At 64.0% G+C, this 23329-nt stretch carries 25 protein-coding genes and 1 pseudogene; 13 read left to right on the top strand and 13 right to left on the bottom strand.

The window, feature by feature from the left end:
* Positions 1-8 precede the first annotated feature (8 nt).
* Complete coding sequence (locus FJ978_RS09630; protein WP_041164629.1) at positions 9-338, bottom strand: hypothetical protein; 330 nt, start codon at positions 336-338, stop codon at positions 9-11.
* 274 nt (positions 339-612) lie between these two features.
* On the opposite strand from FJ978_RS09630, the gene FJ978_RS09625 reads away from it, so the two are divergent.
* The 3 genes and pseudogenes from FJ978_RS09625 to FJ978_RS09615 all read left to right on the top strand — a co-directional run bounded on the left by FJ978_RS09625 (position 613) and on the right by FJ978_RS09615 (position 1546).
* Complete coding sequence (locus FJ978_RS09625) at positions 613-825, top strand: cold-shock protein (RefSeq protein ID WP_010910991.1); 213 nt, start codon at positions 613-615, stop codon at positions 823-825.
* A 270-nt stretch (positions 826-1095) separates the two neighbouring features.
* Positions 1096-1296 carry a hypothetical protein gene (locus FJ978_RS09620; protein ID WP_013530089.1) on the top strand — a complete coding sequence of 67 codons (201 nt, stop codon included), beginning with the start codon at positions 1096-1098 and terminating at the stop codon, positions 1294-1296.
* Positions 1293-1546, top strand: a pseudogene (locus FJ978_RS09615) (hypothetical protein). Before FJ978_RS09620 ends, FJ978_RS09615 begins: the two are co-directional and overlap by 4 nt.
* Before the next feature lie 22 nt (positions 1547-1568).
* On the opposite strand, the gene FJ978_RS09610 reads toward FJ978_RS09615, so the two are convergent.
* The 3 genes from FJ978_RS09610 to FJ978_RS09600 all read right to left on the bottom strand — a co-directional run bounded on the left by FJ978_RS09610 (position 1569) and on the right by FJ978_RS09600 (position 4019).
* A complete protein-coding gene (locus tag FJ978_RS09610) occupies positions 1569-2177 on the bottom strand; it encodes a glutathione S-transferase family protein (RefSeq protein WP_013893584.1) in 609 nt (202 codons plus the stop codon).
* A gap of 82 nt (positions 2178-2259) precedes the next feature.
* Entirely contained in the window at positions 2260-3129 is an 870-nt protein-coding gene (locus FJ978_RS09605; protein ID WP_140572002.1) for an EAL domain-containing protein, read from the bottom strand.
* On the bottom strand, positions 3126-4019 hold the full coding sequence (locus FJ978_RS09600; RefSeq protein WP_013893582.1) for an EAL domain-containing protein: 894 nt from the start codon (positions 4017-4019) through the stop codon (positions 3126-3128). Before FJ978_RS09600 ends, FJ978_RS09605 begins: the two co-directional genes overlap by 4 nt.
* A 232-nt stretch (positions 4020-4251) precedes the next feature.
* Here FJ978_RS09600 and FJ978_RS09595 point away from each other — a divergent pair, with 232 nt between their 5' ends.
* Positions 4252-5454: a pyridoxal phosphate-dependent aminotransferase gene (locus FJ978_RS09595; RefSeq protein WP_140572001.1), complete on the top strand. Its 1203-nt coding sequence runs from the start codon at positions 4252-4254 to the stop codon at positions 5452-5454.
* Between the two features lie 68 nt (positions 5455-5522).
* On the opposite strand, the gene FJ978_RS09590 is transcribed toward FJ978_RS09595, so the two are convergent.
* On the bottom strand, positions 5523-5918 hold the full coding sequence (locus tag FJ978_RS09590; RefSeq protein ID WP_140572000.1) for a cupin domain-containing protein: 396 nt from the start codon (positions 5916-5918) through the stop codon (positions 5523-5525).
* 323 nt (positions 5919-6241) lie between these two features.
* Here FJ978_RS09590 and FJ978_RS09585 point away from each other — a divergent pair, with 323 nt between their 5' ends.
* Both FJ978_RS09585 and FJ978_RS09580 read left to right on the top strand, forming a co-directional pair.
* A complete protein-coding gene (locus tag FJ978_RS09585) occupies positions 6242-8293 on the top strand; it encodes an elongation factor G (protein WP_140571999.1) in 2052 nt (683 codons plus the stop codon).
* Between the two features lie 724 nt (positions 8294-9017).
* On the top strand, positions 9018-9515 hold the full coding sequence (locus FJ978_RS09580; RefSeq protein ID WP_140571998.1) for an isoprenylcysteine carboxylmethyltransferase family protein: 498 nt from the start codon (positions 9018-9020) through the stop codon (positions 9513-9515).
* A 168-nt stretch (positions 9516-9683) separates the two neighbouring features.
* Here the strand turns inward: FJ978_RS09580 and FJ978_RS09575 are convergent, their stop codons facing one another.
* Together FJ978_RS09575 and trxB are read right to left on the bottom strand one after the other, a co-directional pair.
* Positions 9684-10580, bottom strand: coding sequence for a LysR family transcriptional regulator (locus FJ978_RS09575; protein ID WP_013893578.1), 897 nt, complete (start codon positions 10578-10580; stop codon positions 9684-9686).
* Between the two features lie 91 nt (positions 10581-10671).
* A complete protein-coding gene (trxB, locus tag FJ978_RS09570) occupies positions 10672-11646 on the bottom strand; it encodes a thioredoxin-disulfide reductase (protein ID WP_140571997.1) in 975 nt (324 codons plus the stop codon).
* A 265-nt stretch (positions 11647-11911) separates the two neighbouring features.
* Between trxB and FJ978_RS09565 the strand changes: the two genes are divergently transcribed.
* On the top strand, positions 11912-12391 hold the full coding sequence (locus FJ978_RS09565; protein ID WP_140571996.1) for an Lrp/AsnC family transcriptional regulator: 480 nt from the start codon (positions 11912-11914) through the stop codon (positions 12389-12391).
* Between the two features lie 181 nt (positions 12392-12572).
* Positions 12573-13367 (top strand): glycosyltransferase family 2 protein, encoded by a 795-nt coding sequence (locus tag FJ978_RS09560; RefSeq protein ID WP_140571995.1) that lies wholly within the window; start codon positions 12573-12575, stop codon positions 13365-13367.
* Between the two features lie 15 nt (positions 13368-13382).
* On the opposite strand, the gene gmhB is transcribed toward FJ978_RS09560, so the two are convergent.
* The 4 genes from gmhB to FJ978_RS09540 form a co-directional block, all read right to left on the bottom strand.
* Entirely contained in the window at positions 13383-14030 is a 648-nt protein-coding gene (gene gmhB / locus FJ978_RS09555; RefSeq protein WP_140571994.1) for a D-glycero-beta-D-manno-heptose 1,7-bisphosphate 7-phosphatase, read from the bottom strand.
* On the bottom strand, positions 14023-14595 hold the full coding sequence (locus tag FJ978_RS09550; RefSeq protein ID WP_013893573.1) for an SIS domain-containing protein: 573 nt from the start codon (positions 14593-14595) through the stop codon (positions 14023-14025). Before FJ978_RS09550 ends, gmhB begins: the two co-directional genes overlap by 8 nt.
* A gap of 7 nt (positions 14596-14602) precedes the next feature.
* A complete protein-coding gene (gene rfaE1 / locus FJ978_RS09545; protein WP_140571992.1) occupies positions 14603-16096 on the bottom strand; it encodes a D-glycero-beta-D-manno-heptose-7-phosphate kinase in 1494 nt (497 codons plus the stop codon).
* A 139-nt stretch (positions 16097-16235) separates the two neighbouring features.
* Positions 16236-16868, bottom strand: a complete 633-nt coding sequence (locus FJ978_RS09540; RefSeq protein ID WP_140571990.1) for a LysE family translocator — start codon at positions 16866-16868, stop codon at positions 16236-16238.
* A gap of 171 nt (positions 16869-17039) precedes the next feature.
* Here FJ978_RS09540 and rfaD point away from each other — a divergent pair, with 171 nt between their 5' ends.
* Genes rfaD through waaC form a run of 3 tightly spaced genes read left to right on the top strand, consistent with a single transcriptional unit; the run spans position 17040 to position 19950 of the window.
* Entirely contained in the window at positions 17040-17990 is a 951-nt protein-coding gene (gene rfaD / locus FJ978_RS09535; RefSeq protein ID WP_140571988.1) for an ADP-glyceromanno-heptose 6-epimerase, read from the top strand.
* A complete protein-coding gene (waaF, locus tag FJ978_RS09530) occupies positions 17963-18970 on the top strand; it encodes a lipopolysaccharide heptosyltransferase II (RefSeq protein WP_140571986.1) in 1008 nt (335 codons plus the stop codon). The genes rfaD and waaF overlap by 28 nt, the downstream gene beginning before the upstream one ends.
* The gene (gene waaC, locus FJ978_RS09525) at positions 18967-19950 is read left to right on the top strand and encodes a lipopolysaccharide heptosyltransferase I (protein ID WP_140571984.1); all 984 of its coding nucleotides are present in this window, start codon (positions 18967-18969) and stop codon (positions 19948-19950) included. Before waaF ends, waaC begins: the two co-directional genes overlap by 4 nt.
* Positions 19951-20199: 249 nt before the next feature.
* Here waaC and greA read toward each other — a convergent pair whose 3' ends face one another.
* Together greA and FJ978_RS09510 are read right to left on the bottom strand one after the other, a co-directional pair.
* A complete protein-coding gene (greA, locus tag FJ978_RS09515; RefSeq protein ID WP_023767588.1) occupies positions 20200-20673 on the bottom strand; it encodes a transcription elongation factor GreA in 474 nt (157 codons plus the stop codon).
* Positions 20674-20969: 296 nt separating this feature from the next.
* Positions 20970-21506 carry a tetratricopeptide repeat protein gene (locus tag FJ978_RS09510; RefSeq protein WP_013893566.1) on the bottom strand — a complete coding sequence of 179 codons (537 nt, stop codon included), beginning with the start codon at positions 21504-21506 and terminating at the stop codon, positions 20970-20972.
* 143 nt (positions 21507-21649) lie between these two features.
* Here FJ978_RS09510 and FJ978_RS09505 point away from each other — a divergent pair, with 143 nt between their 5' ends.
* Both FJ978_RS09505 and FJ978_RS09500 read left to right on the top strand, forming a co-directional pair.
* Positions 21650-22075, top strand: a complete 426-nt coding sequence (locus FJ978_RS09505; protein WP_023779878.1) for a DUF3775 domain-containing protein — start codon at positions 21650-21652, stop codon at positions 22073-22075.
* A gap of 198 nt (positions 22076-22273) precedes the next feature.
* Positions 22274-23329, top strand: a complete 1056-nt coding sequence (locus tag FJ978_RS09500) for an extensin family protein (protein WP_181176771.1) — start codon at positions 22274-22276, stop codon at positions 23327-23329.

Genomic DNA, 23329 nt, shown 5'->3' with positions numbered 1-23329 from the left:
TGAGCGGCCTAGTCGTTGTGGAAGAATCGCCGCCGGAAACGCCTTTCATTGTCCGGCCGCTTGCAGTTGTAGACCGGACAGGACTTGGTGTCGGCGCTCGGCACATAGGCACGCGTCCTCACCTCGCCCATGGTGCAGAACTGCTGGCTTTGCACATAGCGGTCGTAGAGCGGCAGCCCCGGCACGCGTGCCGACTGATAGCGCAGGATGACGGCGCCCTGCCGCGCGATCGTCGACTGGACCTTGCCGCAGCTCATATGCGTCGGGTCGTAGCGCGAGATCGCCTGCGCCTCGGCGGCCACCAGCGTCAGGCAGGCGGCAAGCAGAATGGTTTTCATGATCCTCTCCCCGATCCGCCCATCCTCCGACAGCGCGATCTGCCGCAACGGTTTCACCAGATTGGGGCGGCCGTTGGGCGGCCCCTCGATCACGGCTTTTTCACGCAGTCTTGTTTTTCGTCGGAAAGCAGCCTATATCAGGCCCATTGATATTTCGGCCGATCGATCCGGGCCTCGCGATCTTCGCGTTTGCTGACGTCTATCTCCAAAATCTCGATGCACACCGGCTGGACCTCGGTCTGGTCAAACCAAAGCAAATGCAAGGACTATTTTTATGGCAACTGGAACGGTCAAGTGGTTCAACGCCACCAAGGGCTTCGGCTTCATCCAGCCTGACGCGGGCGGCGCGGACGTTTTCGTCCACATCTCCGCAGTCGAGCGTGCTGGCCTGTCGACCCTGGTCGAAGGCCAGAAGATCAACTTCGAGATCGAGCAGGACCGCCGCACTGGCAAGTCGTCCGCTGGATCTCTGAGCAAGGCAGCCTGATTTTGCGAATGGCGCGCGCCGGGCGAGAGCTCGGGGCGCGCGGCAAGTCACGGATGTACTGACGGTCGCGCGAGAAGCGCGCCGGAGCGGAAAGACCCGACAGACTGGATCAGCAGATAGCTGCCAGCCCGGACTGGACGCTCCCAATCAGGCTACCAAGCACGGAAGGCGGGATTTATCCCGCCTTTTTGCTGTCTGGGGTTGGGTGCCGCAGCCGGCGCAATAGTCCCACCGGTGGTACTTTTGGCCCACTAGTGGTATCATTCGGCCATGACCAAACTTGAGCAGATCGAAAAATCCGTCGCCGAACTGAGCCCCGAGGAACTGAAGGCGTTTGCCGCCTGGTTCGAGGCGCTCCAGGCGGATATGTGGGACCGGCAGATGGAAGCCGACGCGAAGGCGGGCCGTTTGGACAGGCTTGCCGAACAGGCGCTGGCTGACCATCGCGCTGGTCGGACGCGGCCTCTGTGAACCACGTCGCCTCTCCATCGTTCTGGGAGGCTTATGAAAAACTGCCATCGTCAATCAGAGCAAAGGCGGACAGGCGTTTTGCCCGACTGCGTTGCGATCCTTTTCATCCCTCACTGCATTTCAAACAGGTCGGTCGCTATTGGTCGGCGCGAGTTGACGAAAACTACCGGGCTGTTGCCATACGCAACAATGAAGATGTGATCTGGTTCTGGATCGGCACCACGCCGATTACGACCATCTGTTGAAATAGCCCCTCCTTCAAGAGGAGAAGGCTACCCCACCCACCCGACCGGCACATGCCCCGGATCTGCTTCCACCCGCCTCAGCCAGGCCGCCACCGCCGGATAGACGTCGAGCTGGAAGCCGCCCTGCTCCGCCGTGTGCGTGTAGGCATAGAGCGCGATGTCGGCGACGCTGAAGGCGCTGCCGGCGAAGAAGGCGTTGTTTTCCAGATATCTGTTCATCACGCCAAGCGCCTTGTTGCCGCGCTCCAATGTCACCGCCAGCCGTTCGGGCGTAGCATCCGCGGCCCTTTCGGGAAAGGTCAACAGCGCCTTGCGCACGGCGATGTAGGGCTCGTGGCTGTATTGCTCGAAGAACAGCCACTGATAGGCGAGCCCGCGCTCATACTTGTCCGCCGGAAGGAAGCGCGTGCCTTCGGCGAGGTAGAGCAGGATGGCGTTGGACTCGGCCAGCCGCCGGCCATCGTCGAGTTCGAGCAGCGGCACCATGGCGTTCGGATTCTTGGCGACGAAATCGGCTTTTCGCGTGTCGCCCGTATGCGAACTCACCTCGACCGTGGTGAAGCCGAGGCCGAGCTTGGCCATCAGCAGGCGCGGCTTGTAGCAGTTGCCGCTGTCGATCATGCTGTAAAGTATCATTGCCGTTCCCCGAGCGCTGCCTTGCAGAGGCGATTATCGCAGCGGCGGCGTCCTCAACCAATGATTTGTTTTGGCGCGACCATCAGCGCCGCTGATGCAAGGTCCTGGCAAAGAGCGGCACGACCTTGTTGTCGAGGCCCAGCAGCGCGTCGATCACGAGCGGCGCTTCCTCGAAGACGGTGCCGGCCAGCGCCGGCCGGGCCAGAAGAAAGCCTTGCAGCAGGTCGACGCCGGCTTCGAGCGCCACGCGCAGGTGGATGGATTGCTCGATGCCTTCGACCAGGACCTTGGCGCCGCGGTCGTGCAGGCTCGATACCAGCGGGCGGAAGAAGCGTTCGGCTGCGGCATGGCGGCAGAACTGCGCGAACCAGCCGCCGTCGATCTTGACGATGTCGGGCTTGAGCAGGCTCACCCGCTCCTCGGTCGAATGGCCGGTGCCGAAATCGTCGATGGCGATGCGGATGCCGTCGCGCCGCATCTCGCGCGCCAGCCGGGCAAGCAGCGCATCGTCCGCCGCCTGTTCGGTGATTTCGCAGACCAGCATGCGAGGAGCGAGGCCGAGTTCGCCCAGATGCCTGCTCATCAGCCGGATCTCGGCCAGCGCCCGCCCGGTATGGTCGTTGACCAGCGGATTGTAGTTGAAGAACAGATCGAGCCCGTCGACGCCGATAATGTGGAAATTCCGAAGATGCAGCACCCGGCACATGGTCTCGACAAACAGCCGGTCCGGTGTGGCAACGCCTTCAAAGAACACCCGTGGCGACCCTGGCCGGCCGGCGCGGTGCGGCTCGATCAGGCCTTCGACCGCCACCGGGTGCAGGCTGTCGCCGCGCGGGGCGAAAATCGGCTGATAGGCGCTGCGCAGACGGAAGTCGCCATAAACGCCGAATTCGATGCCGACCTCGTCGACGAAGATCGCATCGCCGACATTGCGGCGCCGTTCGGGCCTCATGGCGCGACCCTGCGCCCGAAGGCTTTGACCGGTCGCGCCGTTTGCCGAACGGGCGACGCGACAGGCACGGTCTCGGCGGCGGAGACGGGTTCCGGCGGGACTTTGCCGAAGACGCGAAAGCTGGTCGGTGCCAGCTCGGGCCGTGCCAGCACATAGCCCTGGATCATCGACGCTCCCGACTTCTCGGCAAGCTCCAGCTGCCATCTTTCCTCGATGCCCTCGAACACGGTGCGGATGCCTTGCTCTTCGAAGCTTTTCACCATCGTGGTCAGCAGCGCGAAGCCGGCACCGGACTCCATCAGCTGCGTGATCCACTGCGCATCGAACTTGACGATGTCGGGCTTCAATTCCTTGATCCGGCCGATGTCGGACTCATCAGCGCCATAATCGTCCACCGCAATGCGAAAGCCGTTGCCCTTGAGCGCCGCCACGAAGCTGTGCAGGGTCTCCTGCGACGCCGACCTCTGTTCCGTCACCTCGCAAACGACGCGGCCCGGGTCGATGCCGGCCTCGTGCAGCACCAGCCGCATTTCGCGCAAGGCATTGTCGGCGATCGCCCGCTCGGTGAACACCGACGGGTCGAAATTGATGAAGATCGATGCCTCCTGCGGCAGGCAGGCGCCGGCGTTCAGGAGATGCAGCGTCCTGGTAAGCGCTTCGACATGCAGGCGGTCGGCGGCCGGACAAGTCGAAAAGAAGCTCATCGGCGATTGCGGCTCGCCATCGCGAAACGGCCGGATCAGCCCCTCGAAGGCGGTGACCGACAGCTTGCCCTCCTTGAAGGCGAAGATCGGCTGGAAGGCACTTTGCAGCGTATAAATGCCCCAGACACCGGTAGAGGTGCCGTCATCATGACGGATGATATGGGCAAGCCCGACGCTGCGCGACACGGTTCCTCGCTCCGCAATTGGATTGCGATCCTGTCACGCAAGCCTCTACCGCCCGTTAATAAATTTATTGTTGCCGATCACGGCGCCCGATCATGGCTCCCAATCACAGCTCATTGACCGCGCGACCCACCTGGCACAGCCAAGAAAGCTTGCACTGCGCGGAATGATGCGACATGAGAAGCGCCGCGGCCGCTCCTGGCCGCGCCGATCCTCTCAGGAGAGACAAAAGGTCATGGCCTTTCTTGCCGACACCCTTTCCCGCGTGAAGCCTTCCGCCACCATCGCAGTGACGCAGAAAGCCCGCGAGCTGAAAAATGCCGGCCGTGACATCATCGGCCTCGGCGCCGGCGAACCGGATTTCGACACGCCCGACAACATCAAGAATGCGGCGATCGAGGCGATCCGGCGTGGCGAGACCAAGTATCCGCCGGTTTCGGGCATCGTGCCGCTGCGCGAGGCGATCGCGAAAAAGTTCAAGCGCGAGAACAATCTCGACTACAAGCCCGAGCAGACCATCGTCGGCACCGGCGGCAAGCAAATCCTGTTCAACGCTTTCATGGCGACGCTGAACCCCGGCGACGAAGTCATCATCCCGCGCCCCTACTGGGTCAGCTACCCGGAAATGGTGGCGATCTGCGGCGGCACGTCGGTGTTTGCCGACACCTCGATCGAAAACGGCTTCAAGCTGACCCCGCAAGTGCTGGAGAAGGCGATCACGCCGAAGACCAAATGGCTGTTGATGAACTCGCCGTCGAACCCGTCGGGCGCGGCCTACACCGAAGCTGAACTGCGCGCGCTGGCCGACGTGCTGCTCGAGCACCCGCATGTCTGGACGCTGACCGACGACATGTACGAGCACCTGACCTATGGCGACTTCGTCTTCAAGACCCTCGCCGAGGTCGAGCCGAAGCTCTATGAGCGCACGCTGACCATGAACGGCGTATCGAAAGCCTATGCCATGACCGGCTGGCGCATCGGCTACGCGGCCGGCCCGGTCCAGCTGATCAAGGCGATGGACATGATCCAGGGCCAGCAGACATCGGGCGCCTGCACCATCGCGCAATGGGCCTCGGTCGAAGCGCTCAACGGCCCGCAGGACTTCATCGCCAAAAACAAGGCGATCTTCCAGGGCAGGCGCGATCTTGTCGTCTCGATGCTCAATCAGGCACGCGGCATTTCTTGCCCGTCGCCGGAAGGCGCTTTCTACGTCTATCCGTCCTGCGCCCAGCTGATCGGCAAGAAGACCAAGGCCGGCAAGGTGATCGACACCGACGAGACCTTCTGCTCGGAATTGCTCGAGGCCGAGGGCGTGGCGGTGGTGTTCGGCTCGGCCTTCGGCCTCGGCCCGAACTTCCGCATCTCCTACGCCACCTCGGATGCCCTTCTGGAGGAAGCCTGCACGCGCATCCAGCGCTTCACGGCATCGCTGACCTGATCGGACGCATCATCGCGGCCAACGGAAACCCGGCTCCACGCCGGGTTTTTTGTGAGCCCGGCTCGGCCTCAGCCGCCATACTGCTCGGTGGTCACCGCTTCCAGCCAGTCGGCGTGGACGCCATCGAGCGCTTCCTGCATGGCGATATGCGTCATTGCCGATTTCGGCGCCGCGCCATGCCAGTGTTTCTCGCCGGGCGCGAACGAGATGACGTCGCCTGCCGTGAACTCCTGGACCGGTCCGCCCCAAGTCTGGGCAAGGCCGGCACCCGAGGTGACGTAGAGCGTCTGGCCGAGCGGATGTGTGTGCCAGTATGTGCGCGCACCCGGCTCGAAGCTGACCAGTGTCGCCCTCAGCCGCGCCGGCTCCTCCTTCTCGATGATCGGCGTCTGCAGAACCCGACCGGTGAAGTACTTTTCGGGTGCGATGATGGTGGGTACGCTGCCGCAAGCAATGATCTTCATCGTCTAATCCCAGGACCGGTGGTGAAGCGACCGACGGCAAACGCCGTCTCTCATTTGACGCGGATGCATTCTCGGCTGATATCCTCCGAGGCGCAACCGGCCGTTTGCCGCGCCGCCGCAAGGACGCCTGACGCAGCAGTGGATTCCTATTTTTCTTGCCCTGCCGGCAAACAAGTGGGACGATGCTTTCGGGCAGGTGGTGAAACCAAAAGAACCCCGCCCGCGACGGTCGAACAGGCCGGCCGCCGCTCAGGACCGATTGACCACGCCTGAACCATGCATGCCAGTCGGTCCTACGGGAAACGCCTGAGTGGAGGTCAGTCATGGGTACTCGCGCCGGAGGACGACGCACGGGACCGAAATGCATTGCCATAGTCGGTCCCTTCGCAAGCGGTAAGACGACACTTCTCGAAGCCATATTGGCCCGTACGGGCGCCATTCCCCGACAAAATCCCGTTTCTTCCGGCAACACCGTTTCCGACCATTCGCCGGAGGCGCGTGCCCACGCCATGAGCGTCGAGGCGACGATCGCCACCACCGAATTCATGGGCGAGCAGATCACCTTTGTCGACTGCCCCGGCTCGATCGAATTCTCCTTCGAGGCCGAACCGGTGCTGGCCGCCTGCGACCTCGCCGTGGTCGTGGCCGAGGCCGATGAAAAGAAGATCCCCGCCCTGCAATTGATCATGCGCAAGCTCGACGATCTCGGCGTGCCGCGCCTCCTGTTCCTCAACAAGGTCGACAAGGCGATATCGGGCGTGCGCGACACGCTGAAGATGTTGCAGCCGGCCAGTTCGGTACCGCTCCTGCTGCGCCAGATTCCGCTGCGCAAGGACGGCGTCGTCATCGGCTCGATCGACCTGGCGCTGGAGCGCGCCTACATCTACCGCGAATATGCCGAGAGCGAGGTGGCTCAGATACCGGGTGACGACAAGGCGCGCGAGCTGGAAGCGCGCTTCTCCATGCTGGAGACGCTCGCCGACCATGACGACCAGTTGATGGAACAGCTGCTCGAGGAGATCGAGCCGCCGAAGGACGCGATCTTCGACGACCTCTCGGCCGATCTGCGCGACGGCGCGGTGACGCCGGTGCTGATCGGTACCGCCGAGAAAGGCAATGGCGTGCTCCGCCTGCTGAAGACGATCCGCCACGACGCGCCCGACATCGAGGCGACCCGCAAGCGGCTCGGCGCACCGGATGGCAGCGCCACCGTGGCCCAGGTGATGAAGACCATTCACACGCCGCATGGCGGCAAGTTGTCGGTGTCGCGCATCCTGTCAGGCCAGGTCGCCGACGGCTCCGAACTCTGGCTGCCCGGCGGCGGCACCGCCAAGGTCTCCGGCATCTATCGGATGCTCGGCAAGGATCAGTTCAAGCTCACCGCCGCCAGGGCCGGCGACACGGTCGCGCTCGGCAAGCTGGACGAGGTCAAGACCGGCCAGACGCTGACCTCGGCCAAGGGCGGCATCAAGCAGCTGTTCGATGTCGAACCGCCGCAACCGGTCTTCGCCTTCGCACTGCGTCCCAAGGAGCGCAAGGACGAGGTGAAGATGTCGGCGGCCATCCAGCGCCTGGCCGAGGAGGATCCCTCGCTCAACCTGCGCCACAACCAGGACTCGGCCGAGACAGTACTGTCCGGCCATGGCGAGATGCATCTGCGCGTCGTGCGCGAGCGGCTCGAGGGCAAGAACCAGATTCCGGTGGAAGGCCACGCGCCGGCGGTGCCCTATCGCGAGACGATCCGCAAATCGGTGCAGCAGCGCGGCCGCCACAAGAAGCAGTCGGGCGGCCATGGCCAGTTCGGCGATGTGGTGATCGAGATCAAGCCGCTGCCGCGCGGCTCGGGCTTCCAGTTCACTGACACCATCACCGGCGGCGTGGTGCCGAAGACCTACATCCAGTCGGTGGAGACCGGTGTGCGCGACTACCTGAAGTCCGGCCCGCTCGGCTTCCCCGTCGTCGATGTCGCCGTCAACCTCTCTGACGGCTCCTACCATGCGGTCGATTCTTCCGACATGGCCTTCCAGATGGCGGCGAAGCTGGCGATGAAGGAAGGCATGGCCGCTTGCTCGCCGGTGCTTCTGGAACCGGTGATGAAGGTCGAGATCGTCACCCCGTCCGACGCGACGTCGAAGATCATCGCGCTGATCCCGCAACGCCGCGGCCAGATCCTCGGTTATGACGCGCGGCCCGACTGGCCGGGATGGGATGTCGTCGAGGCGACCATGCCGCAGGCCGAGATCGGCGACCTGATCATCGAGTTGCGCTCGGCAACCGCGGGCGTTGCCAGCTATCGCGCCGTATTCGACCACATGGCCGACCTCACCGGCCGCCTCGCGGACGAGGCGATGAATGCCAACGGCAAGGCCGCGTGATTTCCATCCTGATATAACGCCCCCTCGAAATTCGAGGGGGCGGAAATAAAAAACGACGCCCGGGGAGCCGGACGCCGTTTTGTTTTGCGGACCGTTTTCTTGGGAGGAGAAACGGCAGGTCCGCCGCATATGCAGTCGCCGAGCTTCGGCAAAAAGGTTCGGACGCGGTAGCCGCCTGAGCCCGGGTCGTTCGAGTGATGCCCCCATCTCCCGTCCGAACCACACCGCGTCCTATGGTCTACATAACAGATGGAGGATGCCCTTGTCATGTTACCAGAGGTTACATGACACTGTTACGCGGCAATTCAGGTGAAATTCTCAGCCGCCCTGGGGGGCATGCGGGCAACAAAAAAGCCGGATCAATGAAGATCCGGCTGAGTTTGATGGAAGTGCCTGTTAAGGCTAACCTCCAGAGGGGAACACTCGAGGGCGCCAATGGGAGGAGAACGCACCCAGGAGATGATCTATATATGTACTCATCATGCCCAAGAAACAAGCATCTATTTTGCAACACACGCATGCAAAAAGACGCAGGCTGTGGTCTAACCCGCTCCCGACGCCAATAGGACCAGTGGAATCGTCGAATTGCAGCGCGCGATCGGGCCATTGTCACACCGGAATCGCGAATAGCGATCGGTTTTCGCCGCGAAATGCCAAAACCGCGCAATGACGTGGAAGTGAGCAGCAGGCGTTCATTTCTAAGGCAATCGGAAGGAGCCAGCCAATGCGTACGTTCACGGCGATTGCCGGCAGCGCTATTTTCCTGATTGCGGCACCTGGCGTGGTCGCCGGTCTGATTCCGTGGCTGCTCAGCGATCGCTGGGGCCTGCCTTGGTCCGCTGTGCCGGGCTTTGTGCTTGCCGGCTGGGTTCTGATCGTCGCTGCGGCCGCCGTGCTGCTGCGTGCCTTCGGGCGTTTTGCGCTGGAGGGGCTGGGGACACCAGCACCGGTCGCGCCGACCGAAAAGCTGGTGATCGGCGGCATCTACCGCCACGTCCGCAACCCGATGTATGTCGCGGTGCTGTCGATCATCCTCGGCCAGGCGCTGCTGTTCTCGAGCTGGACGCTTGTCGTCTATGCCGCCGTCGGCGCGGTCATCATGGGCGCCTTCGTCAGGCTCTACGAGGAGCCGACGCTCAGCCGTCGCTATGGCGCAGAATACGAGACCTACCGCCGCAACGTGCCCGGCTGGCTGCCGCGCCTCACGCCCTGGCGGGGGTGAGGCGGCTTGCGGACGCAGCGCCGCAGAGGATATGCCGAGATTCAGGTGAGGCCGAGCCGAGAACGGCAGCTTCCGAGAACCGGAACGGAGCGGACTTTCCGTCCGTGAGTACCGGAAGCGCAGGAAGCTCTCGTTCGCAGGCCGGCCTCACCTGAATATCGGCTTATCCTAAAAAGACCAGCTTCTGGCCTTGGCGATGATGAAGTCGCGGAACACGTGCAGCTTGGCCTGGTTCTTCATCGCGTCTGGATAGGCGAAATAGGTGTCGAAGGACGGCACCTCGGTCTCCGGCAGCAATTGCACCAGGCCGGAGTCCTTGCTGATCACATAGTCCGGCAGCATGGCGATGCCGGCGCCGCCCTGCACGGCCCGCTTGATCGACAGGATATCGTTGATCTGCAGGGAAGGCACACGCTGGCCGCCCTCGAAATCGCCCACCGTCTCCAGCCAGTTCAGCTCCGACAGATGCGAAGGCACCGGCAGGCCGAAGGTGACGATGCGATGGGTCCTGAGCTCCGCGACCGAGGCCGGCTTCCCATGCTTGGCGACATAGGAAGGGGCGGCGTAAAGGTGGAAATGCACGGTGAACAGGCGGCGCTGAATCAGGTCCGGCTGCTGCGGCTGACGCAGCCGGATGGCGCAGTCGGCCTGGCGCATGGTGAGATCGAGCTCCTCGTTGGCGAGGATCAGCTGCAGGCTGATTTCGGGATAGAGCTCGATGAATTCCTGCACCCGCTCGGTCAGCCAGCCGGCGCCGAGGCCAACGGTCGTCGTCACCCTGAGCACGCCGGAAGGACGGTCCTTGGTCTCGGTCAGCCGCGACTTGATGGTCTCGAGCTTCATCAGCACGTCATGCGCCGTGCGGAACAGCATTTCGCCTTGCTCGGTCAGCACCAGGCCGCGTGCATGGCGGTTGAACAGCGGCACGCCGACATCATGCTCAAGCGCGCTGACCTGCCGCGAGATCGCCGATTGCGACAGATGCAATGTCTCGGCCGCGTGCGTAAACGACCCCGCTTCCGCCGCTGCGTGAAACACGCGTAGCTTGTCCCAGTCCAACGCCATGATACCCCTCGTTCTGTTTGGCGTCTGAATGAAAAATCAGGCTTTTGCACGGCGTTTCCAAGCCGCTTTTTTAACAGTTTTACAGCGGCCCCTATTCCGCTGCTTCGCGATGCACCTCGATACCGGCCAGATACTTTTCCGCCTCGAGCGCCGCCATGCAGCCGAGGCCCGCCGCCGTCACCGCTTGGCGATAGACATCGTCGGTCACGTCGCCGGCCGCGAACACGCCGGGCACGTCGGTGCGGGTCGAATCCGGCGCGGTCCACAGATAACCGTTCGGCTTCTGCTTCAGCTTGCCGGCGAACAGTTCGACCGCCGGTGCGTGGCCGATCGCCACGAACACGCCATCGACCTTGAGGTGCGTTTCGGCACCGGTCACCGCATGCTTGAGCTTCAGCCCTTCGACCGACGGCGGCAGCGGCGTCTTGCCCGGGCGGCCGGTGACCTCGTCGACGATCGTGTCCCAGATGACGCGGACATTGTCCTTCTTCAGCAGCCGCTCGCGCAGGATGCGCTCGGCGCGGAAGTCGCTGCGCCTGTGGATGACCGTCACGCTCTTGGCGAGGTTCGACAGATAGAGCGCCTCCTCCACCGCCGAATTGCCGCCGCCGACCACGGCGACATCCTTGCCGCGATAGAAGAAGCCGTCGCAGGTGGCACAGGCCGAGACGCCGAAGCCCATGAAATCCTGCTCGCTCGGAATGCCCAGCCACTTGGCTTGCGCACCGGTGGCGATGATCAGCGCGTCGGCCGTGTAGGTCGTGCCGGAATCGCCCTTGGCGCGGAACGGCCGCACGTTGAGGTCGACCTCGGTGATGATATCGTTGATGATGTCGGTGCCGACATGCTCGGCCTGCTTGAGCATCTGCTCCATCAGCCACGGCCCCTGGATGGGGTCGGCGAAGCCCGGATAATTCTCGACATCGGTGGTGATCATCAGCTGGCCGCCCTGCTGCAGGCCGGCGACAAGCATCGGCTTCAGCATGGCGCGTGCGGCATAGACCGCCGCCGTATAGCCGGCCGGGCCGGAACCGATGATGAGAACGGGCGCATGCTTGGTGGTCATTTGAAGCCTCTGCGGGGCAGACAATGGAGTGTTGCCTTGGAAAAAGACGTGGAATGTCGCGCTTAATGTAAGGGTTGCCAACCACGCCAGCAAGGCGAACGGGCCGTCGTCCCCGGAAAGCTTCGGCCTATGTGGATATTCGCACGATGACCGCTTTTCGTTGCCGTTCCAAAATCGCCTTGATGAGGGCTGGCGTCGACACAAAAGTCGTTTAATTACAAAATCGCGAAAGATTCTTGCGCCACTCTGATCATCGAGACCTCCAATGCCGCTCAAGGCCGACCTCGACGCCATCGACTGGAAGATCCTGCGCGAATTGCAGGGCGACGGCCGCATGACCAACGTCGAACTATCGAACCGCGTCGGCATTTCGGCGCCGCCCTGCCTGCGCCGGGTCAAGCGGCTGGAGGAAGCCGGCATCATCCGAGGCTACCGCGCTCTGCTCAACGCCCCGGCGCTCGGCCTCGACGTGGTCGCCTTCTGCCTGGTCGGGCTGCATCACCAGGCCGATGCCGAACTGCGCATCTTTGCCGAGCGCACGCGCGGCTGGCCGATCGTGCGCGACGCCTGGATGGTCTCGGGCGAATCCGACTTCCTGCTGCATTGCGTGGCAAGCGATCTCGGCGCCTTCCAGACTTTCGTCATCGAGGAACTGACCTCGACGCCGAATGTCGACACGGTGCGCACCGCCCTCACCATCCGCCGGGTCAAGGATGAGGGCTTGGTCTCATTCGAGCGCCCCTGAGGCCGGGCGAAGGCCTGTCCGCCGGCAAATTCCTTGCCTTCGCCACACCGGCGCCCCGTTGGTATCAGACAGACGCTGATGTACAAGGCTGGACGGCCTGCCGGACTTCGCCGCTCGACTGACGCTCGAACAGAGCGCAAGCAGTGTTGTTCCGGGGACGGCCCGCCATGGGAAGGGGACCATGACTCGATTTGCAAGCCCGGTCTCGGCGCTTATCATCTGCGTGAACGAGGCCGATATGATCGGCCCGTGCCTGGAAAGCATCGATTTCTGCGCCGAGATCATCATCGTCGATTCCGGTTCGACCGATGGCACCGTCGAATGCGTGGAAAGCTATATCGTCAAGGGCTACCCGATAACGCTGCTGCACAATGACTGGCCGGGCTTTCCCCGACAGCGGCAGTTCGCGCTCGACCATGCCAACCAGCCATGGTGTCTTTCGATCGACCCGGACGAGCGCGTCGACGACCAGCTGCGGCAGTCGATCGTGGCCGCTACGCAGGCTGCCGACACCAAGATCGGCGGCTGGTACATCCGCCGCCGCGATTGGCTGAAGGGCTACGGCTATGCGCATCGCTGGGTGCTGCACAACAGGCTGCTGCGGCTTTTCCGGCGCGAGGGCGCCACCATGGACCTCACCGCGCGAGTGCATGAATCCTTCCGTGTGCCCGGCGAAACCGGCACGATCGAAAACGGCGTGCTGCTGCATCGCCGCGAGATCTCGGTCGAGGAAGATCTTGCCCGGGCCAACAGCTACTCCGGCCTCAAGGCCAAGACGCTGGTCGAGAAGGGCAAGAAGCCCGGCCTGGTGCGGCTGGTGCTGTCGCCGTTCGGCAACTTCCTGAAATTCTATCTCGCCAAGCGCTACTTCCTGTGCGGCCGGCACGGCTTCGTCTACTCGATGTCGGTGATGATCTATTCCTTCGCCACCGAGGCCAAGCTCTACGAAGCCTCGGAGCGCAACGATCAGGCATGAGCGGTCAGGCCTGGATCAGGACCCGTTGTCCCGGCAGAGCGTTTCAATGGCGGCGAGCAGACCGCCGAGGTCATCGGCGTCATGCAAGCGCCTGATGGCGAAGCCGGGCAAAGCCGCCGCCTCGCCGTCCACCAGCCAGCCCTGCGCCAGACCGGCGCGCCGTCCGGCCTGCATGTCGCCCAGTCTGTCGCCGACGATCAGGGAGCGCTGGAGATCGAGATCGAGGCGTTTGCCCGCCTCGACCAGCATGCCCGGATTGGGCTTGCGCATCGGATGGTCCGATACGGCGAGCGGCCCTACGCCCGCCTCGTGATAGGCGCAGGCAAGCACCATGTCGACGAACACGCCCCGGTCGCCCAACAGGTCGAGCACGCGACCGTTCACCGCCCCAAAGACGTTCCAGTCGAAATAGCCGCGCGCGATGCCGGACTGGTTGGTGACCACGACGACCGGGGTCCCGTTGCGGTTGGCGGCCGCGATCGCCGGCACGATATCGTCGCGCAGCACGATCTCCGCCGGATTGCTGGGGTAATCGGTATCGACGTTGATGGTGCCGTCGCGGTCGAGGAACAGCGCCGGCGGGCGTCCCGGGAAGACCCGGTCGCCGATCCGCTCGACCCACAGGCCCGGTTCGGTCAGCGGGTACGCTACCGCCTCAGCCATTATGCAGGCGTGCTTCCACCACCTCGCACAGATGATGGTAGAGGCACAGGTGCCCCTGCTGGATGATCGGCGTCGAGGTCGAGGGCACGTTGAGCAGGATGTCGCACAGCGGCTTCAACTTGCCGCCGGTGTCGCCGGTCAGGCCGATCACCGTCATGTCCATCATCCGCGCCTGTTCGGCGGCGGCGAGGATGCTCGGCGAATTGCCGCTGGTCGAGATCGCCAGCAGCACGCCGCCGGCCGCGCCATGCGCCTCGACCTGGCGCGAAAACACCGTGTCGAAGCCGTAGTCGTTGCCCCAGGCGGTCAGCACCGCGGCGTTGGCCGGCAACGCGATGACATTGTAGGCCTTGCGCTCCTTGAGAAAACGGCCGACCAATTCGCCGGCGATGTGGATGGCATCGCTGGCCGAGCCGCCATTGCCGGCGATCAGGAAGGCCTTGCCTGCTGAAAGCGCGGTCACCACGGCGCTCGCCGCGCGCTCCATCTCGCCGGTCAGGTCGCGCTCGACCATCGCCGTGATCGCAGCCGCCGAGCGGACCAGGTAGTCGTTCAGTTCAGACATGGAACCCTCAGTTCGTGGTGGCGCCAGCACGCAGCTTGCCGATCGTGCCCGTAGTGCTCTTGCCGGCGACGAGATCGACCAGCACCACGCGTCCGCCGGCCTTCTGCACCACATCGGCGCCGACCACGGTGTCGATCGTATAATCCGCGCCCTTGACCAGGATGTCGGGCAGAAGCGCCTCGATCAGCGCCAGCGGCGTGTCCTCCTCGAACACCACGACGGCATCGACCGAGGCAAGGGCCGCGAGCACGCAGGCGCGGTCATGCTGGTCGTTGACCGGGCGCCCCGGCCCTTTCAGCCGCCGCACCGAGGCATCGCTGTTGAGGCCGAGCACCAGCCGGTCGCACTGGCTGCGGGCGGCATGTAAAAGGCTGACATGGCCAGCATGCAGGATGTCGAAGCAGCCATTGGTGAAGCCGACGCTCAGTCCCTCCGCCTTCCAGGCCGCGACCATGCGCGACGCCGATGCGGCATCGAGGATAGCGTCCTTGTGGGCGGTCGGTCCATGCGAGCGGAACAGCGCGCCGGTCAGTTCCTCCACCGTCAGCCGCGCGGTGCCGCGCTTGCCCACCACGACGCCGCCGGCGGCATTGGCAATCGAGGCCGCCGCGACCGGATCGGCACCGGCGGCCAGCGCCAGCGCGAAGGTCGCGATCACCGTATCGCCGGCGCCCGAGACGTCGAACACTTCGCGCGCCTGGGTGGCGATGTGGCGCGCCTCGTCGGGGCTGACCACGCTCATGCCCTTTTCGCTGCGGGTGGCGACGACGAAATCGAAGCCGTGCGCGGAAATCAGTTCACGTGCGGCCGCGACGATCTCGTCATCGGCGAACACCGCATGGCCGACGGCCTCGCCAAGCTCCTTGCGGTTAGGGGTGATGGCGGTCGCGCCGGCATAGCGGGCATAGTCGCGGCCCTTCGGGTCGACCAGCACCGGCTTTCCCGCCTCATGGCAGATGGCGATCAGCTCTGCGGCGACGCCGTCGAGCAGGATGCCCTTGCCGTAGTCGGACAGGATAACGACATCGGCCTGCTTGAGCGCATCCCGGAAATGACCGACCAGACCAGCCCGCTCGTCGTCGCCGAGCGGCTTGATTTCTTCTTCGTCGAAACGCAGCACCTGCTGGTTGAGCGCGCTGAAGCGGCTCTTCGACGAGGTCATGCGGCCGCGCTGCTGCGAAAGCCCCACTGTCTCGGCGCCAAGCTCGCTGAGCATCCGCACCAGGCTGTCGCCGGCCGCATCGGTACCGATCACCGAAACCGGGATGGCCCGCGCGCCGAGCGAGACGATGTTGGCCACGACATTGCCGGCACCGCCCATGGCCAAGACCTCGCCGCGCCCATGCAGCACCGGGATCGGCGCCTCCGGCGAGATCCGCTCGATGACGCCGTTGACGAAGCGGTCGAGGATGAGGTCGCCGACCACCAGCACGGTCACGTCGCCGAAACGCGCGATCGCACGGTGCAAAGGTTCGGGAGAAGGCGGATTGTGCTTGATCATGTCACTGGCAACGCGCGGGAAAGGCCGATCTCTGTCGTGCTGAAAATTGTCAATTTACGGGCCGGATCGTTCATGCCTGCCGATATACCGCAAATCCATGCAGCGCAACGGCCGGACGTGACCGGCACGGTCCGGGCGCTCAGCTCCTCTGCAAGGCAACGTGAACGCCAAGCCCGACCAGCACGGCCCCGCCTGCGCGCTGCATGAGGCGCTGCGCACGGCTCGAACGCCGCAGCCGGCCGATGACGAGACCGGCCAGGAAGACGCAGACGATGTCGGCCGAGGAGAACATCAGGTTGACGATGGTGCCGAGCACGACGAATTGCAGCCACACCGGGAACGCCGCCGAGGCATCGATGAACTGCGGCAGGAAGGCCATGAAGAAGATCGCGGTCTTCGGGTTGAGCACCTCGACGGTGATGCTTTCGAAAAAGGCACGCCGCGCCGATTTCCGCTCGATGACGGGCAGCGTCGTGTCACCGTCCGCGCGCTTGCGGAACAGCGAGACACCGAGCCAGATCAGATAGAGCGCGCCGACCAGCTTGACCGCCATGTAGAGCGGCGGCACGGCGTGGAACAGCACCGACAGGCCGGCGGCGGCGGCGAAGACATGCACATAGCCGCCGAGATGGATGCCGAGTGCCGCCGTCAGCCCCGACCAGCGCCCACGCGCCATCGTCTGGGCCGCGGCATAAAGCATGGCCGGACCAGGGATGTAGGCGAAGATCGCCGTGGTGGCGAAAAACGCAATGAGCAGTTCCGTCGACGGCATTCGTTTGTTCCTTCGTGATCCAGTCCGGCAGGCGAACCAACAGAAGCGGCAGCTTTGCGGCCCCACCGTGACGTCAACCCGCCTCGCCTGCCGTCGCCCTGCACCTGCTTTGTCGACAGCCCGGCTGGCCTCCCTTATAAGGACCGGAATCGCAAGCAACCAGAGGCCTTCATGATCATCGTCACGGGCGGCGCCGGCATGATCGGCTCCAACATCGTCGCCGCGCTCAATGCCGAGGGACATGACGACATCCTTGTCGTCGACGACCTCACCGACGGCCACAAGATCTCCAACCTCGCCGATCTTGGCATTGCCGATTATCTCGACAAGGACGATTTCCTGCCCCGCATCGAGGCCGGCTCGCTCGGCCGTATCGAGGCCGTGTTCCACCAAGGCGCCTGCTCGACCACCACCGAGTGGAACGGCAAGTTCATGATGGAGGTGAATTTTGCTTATTCGAAGCGGCTGCTGCATGCCTGCCAGGCCCTGCGCGTGCCCTTCCTCTATGCCTCTTCTGCGTCCGTATATGGCGGCGGCGCCGAGTTCCGCGAGGATCCGACGCTCGAACGGCCGCTCAACGTCTACGCCTATTCCAAGAAACTCTTCGACGACCATGTCAGGCGCACCGTCTTTGACAGTGACCACTCGCAGGTCGCGGGCCTGCGCTACTTCAACGTCTACGGGCCGCGCGAGGCGCACAAGGGCGCCATGGCCTCGGTCGCCTTCCATCTCTTCAACCAGGTCGAGCGTGGCGAAAACCCGAAACTGTTCGGCGCCTACGATAGTTTCGGCCCTGGCGAACAGAGCCGCGACTTCATCCATGTCGGCGATGTCGCCGACGTCAATCTGTGGCTGTGGAAGCGCGGCGCGAGCGGCATCTTCAATTGCGGCACCGGCCGCGCCCAGCCGTTCCGCGCCGTCGCCGAAACCGTCATCGACACGCTCGGCAAAGGCGAGATCGAGTTCATCGAATTTCCCGACCATCTCAAGGGCAGCTACCAGAGCTTCACGCAAGCTGATATGTCCCGTTTGCGCGCGGCCGGTTACAATGGCCAGTTCCGGAGCGTCGAAACTGGCGTCAGAGACTATGTCGAATGGCTGAAAGCCCAACGATCCTCGTGATCGGCCCACGCTGGGTGGGCGATATGGTGATGGCGCAGTGCCTGTTCTCGGCGCTGAAGGAGCTGCACCCCAACGCCGCGATCGACGTGCTGGCGCCGGCCTGGGCCGCCCCGCTGGTCAAGCGCATGCCCGAAATCCGCCAGCAGATCGACTTTCCGCTGAAGCCCGGCGCGCTCGAATTCACCCATCGCCGCCGCTTCGGCCGCCTGCTGCGCGGCCGCTACGACATGGCCTATATCCTGCCGGGCAGCTGGAAATCGGCGCTGATCCCCTTCTTTGCCCGGATTCCACGGCGGTTCGGCCATCTCAGGGAAATGCGCTATGGCCTTTTGACCGACATCGTGCCGCTGCCCGAGGCCGTGAAACGGCGCACCGCGCAGGCCTATTTCGGCCTCGCCCAGGGTGGCACCTTCCGCGCCCCTCACCTGACCGTCGACGCCAACAACCAGGCCGCCCTGCTCGATCGTTTCGGGCTCGCGCCACAGCAATTCGTGGCCCTGATGCCCGGCGCCGAGTTCGGACCGGCCAAGCGCTGGCCGAGCGAAAGCTATGCCGGCCTGGCCCGCGACTTGATGGGCAAGGGTCTCAAGGTCGCCCTGTTCGGCTCGAAGAACGACCGCGACGTGACGGCGGAGATCGCAAGCCTCGCCCCCGGCGTCGTCGACCTCGCCGGCCAGACGCGGCTGGAAGACGCCATCGACCTGATCGCGGCGGCAAGGCTCGCGGTGTCCAACGACAGCGGGCTGATGCATGTCGCGGCGGGGGTCGGCACGCCGATCGTCGCCGTCTATGGCTCGACCTCGCCGCAAAATACGCCGCCGCTGGCGGAGCGCCGCGAACTGGTCTGGCTCGGCCTGTCCTGCTCGCCCTGCCACCAGAAGATCTGCCCCCTCGGCCATCTCAACTGCCTGAAGACATTGGAAGTCGGGCAAGTCGCGGCAGCGGCGGAACGCCTGCTGGAACTTCCGGCGGCGGCATGAAGGTGCTGATCGTCAAGACATCGTCGATGGGCGATGTCATTCACACCTTCCCGGCCGTCGAGGACGCCAGCCTCGCCAGGCCGGACGTGTCCTTCGACTGGTGCGTCGAAGAGGCGTTTGCCGGCATCGTGGCGTTGCACCCGGCGATCGGCAGGATCCACACGGTCGCCATCCGGCGCTGGCGCAAGGCGCTGCTCGACGGCGCCACCTGGCGCGAGGCGGCCGCGCTGCGCCGCACCTTGCGCGAACGCCGATACGACCTCGTCATCGATGCACAGGGCCTGTTGAAGTCGGCCCTTGTGGCCCGGCAGGCGGGCGCACCGATTGCCGGCTTCGACCGGTCCAGCGCGCGCGAACCTTCGGCAACGCTGTTCTATGACGTCACCTACGGCGTGCCGCGCAACCTGCATGCCATAGAGCGGACGCGGCGGCTGTTCGGGCAGGCGCTCGGCTATCAGCCGGATCTTTCGACACTCAACTCCGGCATCGTTCCATCGCCGGTCACCCCAGCCAACATCGGCGCAAACACCGCCTTCCTGCTGCACGGCACCAGCCGTGAGGACAAGAAATGGCCGGCCGGAGACTGGATCGGGACGGCCCGCCTGCTGGTCGAGCGGGGCATGACACCGGTCACCACCTGGTCGAACGAGCGCGAGAAAGCCGTGGCCGAAGCGATCGCCAGGGCGGTGCCCTCCACGGTCGTGGTACCGAAATCGCCGCTCGCCGACATCGCCGCCATCCTCGGCCGCTCGACGCTGGTCATCGGCGCCGACACCGGCCTGACCCATCTCGCCAGCGCCTTCGGCCTGCCGACGGTCGCGGTTTTTTTGGCCACCGAGCCTGGTTTGACAGGCCCTCGCGGGCCATATGCGTCGACGCTATTGGCGCCGCCAGGTGGGCGTTTGACGCCGAGCGAGGTGGTGGCGGAGGCGGAGAGGCTTTTGGCGCGTAGGGGCGCTGCTCTGGCTGGTAAGAATTGATTTTTTCAAATCAATTCAATTGAAAAGGCCAGCGCCGCCCCTCATCTGCCTGCCGGCATCTTCTCCCCGTATAGTGACGGGGAGAAGGGGCTGGCCGCAACGCTGGCGCCTATTTCTACAACCCGAAATTAGCGAAATCATACGTGACAGCGTCTTTCTCCCCGTCCCTATACGGGGAGAAATGCCCGGTAGGGCAATGAGGGGCAGCGCAAACCTCGGCTTGAATAGATCAGCGGCGCGCCTAATCCCCTAGATGAACTGCACCTGGACGATCTCATAGCCCCTTGCACCACCAGGGGCATTGACCTCGATGGCGTCGCCGACTTCCTTGCCGATCAGCGCGCGCGCGATCGGCGAGGAGATCGAGATGCGGCCGGACTTCACGTCGGCTTCCTGGTCGCCAACGATCTGATAAGTCTTCTTTTCCTCGGTGTCCTCGTCGACCAGCACGACGGTGGCGCCGAACTTGACTTTTTCGCCGCTGAGCTTGGTGACGTCGATCACCTCGGCCCGCGCGATATAATCCTCGAGCTCGTTAACGCGGCCCTCATTGAGGCTCTGTGCCTCTTTTGCGGCATGATATTCGGCATTTTCGGACAGGTCGCCATGCGAGCGCGCTTCGGAGATCGCCTCGATGATGCGCGGCCGCTCTTCCTGCTGGCGCCAACGCAGTTCTTCCTTCAATGACGCGAACCCCTCGCCTGTCATCGGGACCTTGTTCATCATGCCTCACCTTTCCTGCCACCACCCCCGCGTTTCGGGGGAAGCCTTGTCGTTGGGTACAAAAAGAAAACGGTCCGGCAGCCTCGGGCTAACGGAACCGTCTCACCGCAATTTGCTCTAATATAGCAATGTCAGCGGGTTTTTCACGCCCAAAAAATGGGTTTTTCAAAAATCGTCGAGGCTGCCATCCAACCGAGGCTGCGGAGCCAATTCCAGGAACTGCTCTAACGAGACAGGTGAACAAAAAAGCGGCCGCGAACGATCGCGGCCGCTTCGAGGAATGGCCTGGAGCGTGGTCAGCTCCGCATGAAATGGTCGATCTGCTCGGCCAGCATGCCGTATTCGCGCGAGCCCTTGCCGGTGCGTTTCTCGATCTCCGCCAGCTGCTGCTGAGCGCCGGCTAGGTCGCCAATCTGCAGATGTGCCTCGCCGAGATATTCGCGCACCAGTGTGTAGTTCGGGTCGATGCGCAGCGCTTCCTCGTAGTAGCCGAGGCCGACAGTGACGCGTCCGGAATGGCGGTGCGAATAGCCGAGATAGTTGAGGATGCGCGGATCCTGCTTGTTGGCGGCGAGGCTGAGCACGGCGATCGCCTCGTCATAACGCCCGGCCATCGCCAGCGCATGTCCGGCATCATAGATGCTGTCGTCGTCCAGCATGCCTTCCTGGGGTGCCACGCATTTATGCTTCTTCTTGTCCCAGACCATGCCCTTCTTGCATTGGGTGACGGTTTCGTCGCTGCCGCCACCACTTCCGGCGGCGAACACCGGAACGACCATGAACTGCAGGGCGAGAAGCGCGCCCGCCGCCTGGATCAGCACTCTTTTATGCATCGAAGCCTCCTGGAGGGGTGAGAATAGAATACTAACGCAGGGCGGTCCGCGTTTCATCCCGGAAAAAATCAGCGTGGAGAACATCAGGTGACGGATGCCGCAAATCCGCTATCATCCGGGCAAACGACTGACGGAGACGGCCCGTGCAGCGGCGGCTTGAAAAGGACTGGGACCTTACGATCGGCCCCGACACCGTGCGCCTGTTCATCCTCAAGGCCAAGGCGCTGAGCGCGGCCGTCAACGAGGATTACGCCGACGGCGCCGAGCACGAGATCGAGTTCGACGGCGGCACCCACGACAATCATCATCATGATGGCCTCGCCGAGGAAAGTTCGGAGAACCTGACCGAAGAGGAATTTCGCGAGCTGATCAACGACCTCAATGTCGACGAGGCGGCCGAACTGATCGCACTGGCCTGGGTCGGCCGCGGCGACTATGACGCGGCGGAATGGTCCGATGCCGTGACGGCGGCGCGCGAACGCGCCAACAGGCGCACGGCGAAATACTTGCTCGGCATGCCGCTGCTCGCCGATTGGCTGGAGGAAGGCCTCGAAGCAATTGGCGCGTAACGGCGCGGTTACCGATTGTGATCGGGGGAAAGCGCCTTCCAGGCAACTTCGGCATGCCGGCGCCGTTTCGAAGCGATGGCAACGCTGAGCTTTTCCCTGTTTCGCAGACTGGCGTTGTCGTTGATGGCCGCCACCTTGCTCGTGACCCCGGCCGACGCCAAGCATCGTCACAGGCATGACGGACGACCGGCGCCACGGATGGAGCAGCCGCTGACACCGCGTGCCGACCAACCGCTGGCACCCCGGGCAAGGCAGCGCCTGAAATCACGGGGCAAGCGGCACATCACCCCGGACCATATCACTCCGGACAAGGCACAACGGAAGACGCAGGACCGGCAGGCCTCGCCTGCCGATGTTCCAGTGCCTGAACCGCGTCCCGCGGACGCGCCGAAGACCGATGCCGCGACGACGGAGGAACAAAAGGCGGACGTGCCAAAGACCGCCGGGGCGGCCGGTCGGTTCAATGAAGATAAGTCCCGTCAGGAAAAGCAGGCGCACCCCGGACCGCCAGCCTCGGAGCCATCCGCCGATACGGAAAACGAGCCGGAGCCGCCGGCCGAAGTCCCGGTCCCGACACAAAGGCCCGACACCGCCGAACCAGGGGCTCAGCCGCCTGATGTCGCGCCGACGCCGCCTGAAAAACCAGCGGATGCCGGCGACGAGAAGATGCTCCCCGACCCGCGCTCTGCCGATCTGCCCGACGCGAAAATGCCGGCGGAGGAAGTCGCTTGCCGCGAGCGGTTGAAGGCGCTCGGCGTCGAATTCGAGGAGCACAAGGCTGAAAGCAATCCCGAAATCGGCTGCTCGATCCCCTATCCGCTGGTGCTGAAGAGCCTGGGCAAGTCGATTGCGATTGCCCCCAGCACCGAGCTCAACTGCCCGATGGCCGAGGCAGCCGCCCGGTTTGCCGCGGACGTCGTGCAGCCGGCTGCAAAGGCCGAATTCGGCGCCGACTTAAAATCGATCAGCCAGGCGTCGGCCTTTGTCTGCCGTCCCCGCAACGGCACCAGGAAACTCTCGGAGCACGCTTTCGGCAACGCCCTCGACATCGCCAGCTTCACCTTATCGGACGGCAAGAAGATCGAGGTCGGGCCGGCGCCGCCGGAAAAGGACGCAAAATTCCTCGACGCCGTGCGCAAGGCCGCCTGCGGTCCGTTCAAGACCGTGCTCGGACCTGGCGCCGATGCCGACCACGCCTTGCATTTCCATCTCGATCTCGAACCGCGCCGCCATGGCGGCACGTTCTGCCAGTAA

The organism is Mesorhizobium sp. B1-1-7, assembly GCF_006442705.1.
Classification (GTDB): domain Bacteria; phylum Pseudomonadota; class Alphaproteobacteria; order Rhizobiales; family Rhizobiaceae; genus Mesorhizobium; species Mesorhizobium opportunistum.
Note: the sequence above shows the minus strand (reverse complement) of the source record. Positions and strands in the feature narration are given on the sequence as shown.

Excerpts from the sequence above, each read along its gene's own strand:
- FJ978_RS09510 (WP_013893566.1), bottom strand. The coding sequence starts at position 21,506 with ATGCATAAAAGAGTGCTGATCCAGGCGGCGGGCGCGCTTCTCGCCCTG.
- greA (WP_023767588.1), bottom strand. The coding sequence starts at position 20,673 with ATGAACAAGGTCCCGATGACAGGCGAGGGGTTCGCGTCATTGAAGGAA.
- FJ978_RS09500 (WP_181176771.1), top strand. The coding sequence starts at position 22,274 with ATGGAGCAGCCGCTGACACCGCGTGCCGACCAACCGCTGGCACCCCGG.
- FJ978_RS09550 (WP_013893573.1), bottom strand. The coding sequence starts at position 14,595 with ATGTCTGAACTGAACGACTACCTGGTCCGCTCGGCGGCTGCGATCACG.
- rfaE1 (WP_140571992.1), bottom strand. The coding sequence starts at position 16,096 with ATGATCAAGCACAATCCGCCTTCTCCCGAACCTTTGCACCGTGCGATC.
- FJ978_RS09620 (WP_013530089.1), top strand. The coding sequence starts at position 1,096 with ATGACCAAACTTGAGCAGATCGAAAAATCCGTCGCCGAACTGAGCCCC.
- rfaD (WP_140571988.1), top strand. The coding sequence starts at position 17,040 with ATGATCATCGTCACGGGCGGCGCCGGCATGATCGGCTCCAACATCGTC.
- FJ978_RS09580 (WP_140571998.1), top strand. The coding sequence starts at position 9,018 with ATGCGTACGTTCACGGCGATTGCCGGCAGCGCTATTTTCCTGATTGCG.
- FJ978_RS09590 (WP_140572000.1), bottom strand. The coding sequence starts at position 5,918 with ATGAAGATCATTGCTTGCGGCAGCGTACCCACCATCATCGCACCCGAA.
- FJ978_RS09560 (WP_140571995.1), top strand. The coding sequence starts at position 12,573 with ATGACTCGATTTGCAAGCCCGGTCTCGGCGCTTATCATCTGCGTGAAC.
- waaC (WP_140571984.1), top strand. The coding sequence starts at position 18,967 with ATGAAGGTGCTGATCGTCAAGACATCGTCGATGGGCGATGTCATTCAC.
- FJ978_RS09625 (WP_010910991.1), top strand. The coding sequence starts at position 613 with ATGGCAACTGGAACGGTCAAGTGGTTCAACGCCACCAAGGGCTTCGGC.
- FJ978_RS09630 (WP_041164629.1), bottom strand. The coding sequence starts at position 338 with ATGAAAACCATTCTGCTTGCCGCCTGCCTGACGCTGGTGGCCGCCGAG.
- FJ978_RS09605 (WP_140572002.1), bottom strand. The coding sequence starts at position 3,129 with ATGAGGCCCGAACGGCGCCGCAATGTCGGCGATGCGATCTTCGTCGAC.
- gmhB (WP_140571994.1), bottom strand. The coding sequence starts at position 14,030 with ATGGCTGAGGCGGTAGCGTACCCGCTGACCGAACCGGGCCTGTGGGTC.
- trxB (WP_140571997.1), bottom strand. The coding sequence starts at position 11,646 with ATGACCACCAAGCATGCGCCCGTTCTCATCATCGGTTCCGGCCCGGCC.
- FJ978_RS09595 (WP_140572001.1), top strand. The coding sequence starts at position 4,252 with ATGGCCTTTCTTGCCGACACCCTTTCCCGCGTGAAGCCTTCCGCCACC.
- FJ978_RS09610 (WP_013893584.1), bottom strand. The coding sequence starts at position 2,177 with ATGATACTTTACAGCATGATCGACAGCGGCAACTGCTACAAGCCGCGC.
- waaF (WP_140571986.1), top strand. The coding sequence starts at position 17,963 with ATGGCTGAAAGCCCAACGATCCTCGTGATCGGCCCACGCTGGGTGGGC.
- FJ978_RS09565 (WP_140571996.1), top strand. The coding sequence starts at position 11,912 with ATGCCGCTCAAGGCCGACCTCGACGCCATCGACTGGAAGATCCTGCGC.
- FJ978_RS09585 (WP_140571999.1), top strand. The coding sequence starts at position 6,242 with ATGGGTACTCGCGCCGGAGGACGACGCACGGGACCGAAATGCATTGCC.
- FJ978_RS09540 (WP_140571990.1), bottom strand. The coding sequence starts at position 16,868 with ATGCCGTCGACGGAACTGCTCATTGCGTTTTTCGCCACCACGGCGATC.
- FJ978_RS09575 (WP_013893578.1), bottom strand. The coding sequence starts at position 10,580 with ATGGCGTTGGACTGGGACAAGCTACGCGTGTTTCACGCAGCGGCGGAA.